Below are 3,199 nucleotides of genomic sequence, written 5' to 3'. Positions count from 1 at the left end.
GTATAAGAGACAGGGGCGACTCCGATGGCGGCGACGTTCCCGAGGACGCCGGCCAGGATGGCAAGGCACACGAGGGCGAGGAGGTCGATCTGCTCGACATGGAGCGGCTTGCCCGCAGGCTCTCGCGCAACCCGCGGCCCTGGGCGGTGCTCAAGCGTATCGCCCGTCGTTACCGCTCCGACCTTGGCAGCGAGGACAACTTTGACGCCGACGCCATCCGCGCCTACCTTGCCCGCGGCCTGAGGGAGGCCGGCATCCTCGACCCCGACGCCCATCTCCCCCGCGTCGTGGTGGTCTACACGGGCCGCAGTAAGACCTTCTACCTGCGCGTCATCGACGACACGGTGGCCTGGGCCGACATGCTGCGCGTCCTTGCCACCGAGGGCGCCCTCAACCGGGCGCTCTTTGCCTGGGAGCACTTCCGCAAGCACGCGCAGGGGACCATGGAGCCCGAAGAGGTCACCATCGAGGACTGCTACCGCTTCAACCAGGCGCTCGCTTCGTCGATCTGCGCGCAGCTGGGCTCCACACCCATCCCGCGCGCGAGCATGAGCGACGTGCTCGGCGAGTGGGGCGTACGCCAGACCATCTCGGCGGGCATCGAAACCTTCCGCCTGCCGCTTCGCCTCACCGCGCAGTTCCGCGTGAACCTCATGGGAGGCGACGCCGCGATCGTGTGCTCCTTCGTGCCGGCCGCGGCCCAGCCCGCAAGCGTCTACTCCCCCGAGCTGGGGCGCATCGTGCGCTGCTCGGCCCAGATGCGCGACCGGCTGGCGGCCGACTACGCCCAACGCTGCGCGCTGCTACTCGCCGCGCACGCCTTCCGCAGCTCGCGCAGGATCTGCCACGCCTTCGTGGCCGTGACGCTCGAGACGCCCAGCCACCACACATGCCTGCTCTCGGGAGACGTCTCGCGCGAGCAGCTGCGTGAGCTCGACCTCTCGGAGGACTTCGACGCCGCCGAGGTCTGCGCGCGCCTGGGCGTTCGCTGCCCCACCATCAACGGCAGGCTCTCGGGCACCGAGCAGGGCTTCGAGCTCGACTCCGAGCGCTTCTGCCCGCGCGGCCGCTACGAGTCGGTCGACCTGTCGAGCCGCGTGCTGCCAAGCTTCGAGGCACGCCTACTGGGCGTCGACCACGTGAGCGAGATGTCGATCAACGAGAGCGCCCGCCGCGAGCACATGGCCCAGCGCGTCGTGCGCGAGCTGGGTGGCTCCACCGAGCGCTCGGTGCGCCGCATCCTGCGCCTCACCGAGAACGACGTCGACCCCACGGTGGTCGAGGCGGGCAAAAGGTGCGCGCGCCACATCATCGAGGGCTCGCTCTCTGCCGCAGACCAGCTCGCCTTCGTCGAGGACTTCGTCGAGGGAGACGAGCTGTCGCGTGGCTGCGACCGTGCGACCGGCCTGCTGCAGCAGGGCAAGGCCAGTGAGGCCATCGAGGTGCTCTGCGACCTTCTCGCCCCCATCGACGCGCTCGACACCTACCGCGACGGGGATGGCAGGACCTGGCGCCAGTTCATGAGCTACGTCTCGCGCACCCTCTACAACCGCCTGATGGCGACCGAGGGCGAGAAGACCCGCCTCGTGCCCGACGCCTACTACGGCGCGCAGCTCCTCATGAGCAGCGCGCTGCTCGAACGCGGGCGCGTCGAGGAGGCGCTCGCCTTTGCCCGCCGCGCCCAGGAGCTCGACCCGCTCGACATGGCCGCGACGCTGCGCATCGTGCGCTGCCACGAGCTGCTGGACGACAACGAGGCCGCGGCCGAGGAGCTGCGTGCCTGGCTCGAGGTGGCCTTTGACCCGCAGGGCGTGGGCGTGGGCTACTACCGCCTCGCCTACCTCGAGTGGCAGCTGGGAAACGTCGAGGTGGCAAACGCCTGCTACCAGAAGGCCGCCGTGAGCCGTGCCACCTGTGCGGGCGCCGCCGCGCTCGAGCTCCACGCCCTGCGCGCCCTCGAGGGCGAGCGTCCCGTCGAGGGCGGCGAGGTCGACGAGGTGCTCGAGGCCGCGAGCGTGCCGCTCGCCCCCACCGAGCGCGTCATCGGCGTGCTCGTCGAGGCCGCGCAGGGCTCGCTCGATGCCGAGGTCTTCCCTGTTGCGCGCAGCTTTGCGACGCTGCTGGGGTCGCTCACCGGCGACGACGTGATGAACGGCGTCGTGGAGTCAATCGAGCACGAACCCGATAGATAGCAAAAATGAGACGAGGGGACAGTCCCTTCGTCTCATTTCTTTTGCGATGCGCCCGCCTCAGGACGGCGCGCACCCTTCGAGGTAGCAGCCTAGCCCAGGCGCTGGACGCGCTTGGTGTTGGCCTCGCGGTCGATGAACATGATGCAGAAGCACACCGCGAGCAGCGCCGAGGCCACCACGATGGCGTGCAGGCCCAGCAGGTGGATGCAGACGTTGCCCAGCACGGCACCCAGCACGAACGTGAGGATCACGCCAAAGTAGAGCAGCCCGTTCTCGAGGAAGCCCTTCTTGTGCGTGATGATGTAGTCGTCGACGCTCTGCAGCGCGCTCCTCAGATTGCCGATGCACATCGTCGTGGCGATGCCGTGGCCGTGGATCTTGCGGAAGCTCTCGACCTGCATGCCGCAGGCAAACGAGGTGAAGCAGTTGGCCACCAGGTTCATCGTGCCCGGCACGAAGCTCACGCCCAGGAGGATGACCGCCTCGAAGAACACCGTTAGCTGCCTCCAGTGAAACACGCTCGAGAAACGCTCGTGGATGAGGTCGGCGAGCATGATGCCTAGGGCAAACGCCAGCACCGGGAAGAAGTAGCGCCCCGCCTTCATGAGGTCGCCCTCGGAGAGGTTCACGCCCACGAGCAGGATATTTCCAGTCTGGGCGTTGGCAAAGACGCCGTCGCGGGCGATATAGGAGTAGGCGTCCATGAAGCCGCCGGCAAGCGCCAGCAGGATTCCCAGCTCGATGGACTCGGAGATTTGCTTTGCGCGGTTCAAACCGTCCCCCTAGAGGTCGAGCTTCATGAGCTCGGCGATTGCGTAGATGTAGATCTTGAGCGAGAGCTTGAGCTGCTCCTCGCTGGCGCCCTCGTCGGGACCATGAATCTGGCCCACCCACTCGGGCGTGGGCAGGTCGAGCTCCTCGGGGCCAAAGCTCGCGGCGTTCCTGAAGTGGCGGGCGTAGGTGCCGCCGCCAATCGTAAAGGGCTTAGTGTCCTTACCGGTGTACTC

2 protein-coding genes and 1 pseudogene are annotated in these 3,199 nt (G+C 67.7%); 1 reads left to right on the top strand and 2 read right to left on the bottom strand.

Translation table 11 applies throughout. The features are described 5' to 3' along the window. Window positions 1-2,192: hypothetical protein (locus tag AC1VTH_RS07555; RefSeq protein WP_481335528.1), on the top strand; the 2,192-nt coding region annotated here is incomplete at its 5' end. Between the two features lie 89 nt (window positions 2,193-2,281). Here the strand turns inward: AC1VTH_RS07555 and AC1VTH_RS07550 are convergent. Both AC1VTH_RS07550 and AC1VTH_RS07545 read right to left on the bottom strand, forming a co-directional pair. Further along, window positions 2,282-2,965, bottom strand: a complete 684-nt coding sequence (locus tag AC1VTH_RS07550; RefSeq protein ID WP_481335527.1) for a YoaK family protein — start codon at window positions 2,963-2,965, stop codon at window positions 2,282-2,284. 9 nt (window positions 2,966-2,974) lie between these two features. Further along, a pseudogene (locus AC1VTH_RS07545) lies at window positions 2,975-3,199 on the bottom strand (hypothetical protein); the annotation flags it as partial.

This window comes from Parolsenella sp. (assembly GCF_982402205.1).
Note: the sequence above shows the minus strand (reverse complement) of the source record. Positions and strands in the feature narration are given on the sequence as shown.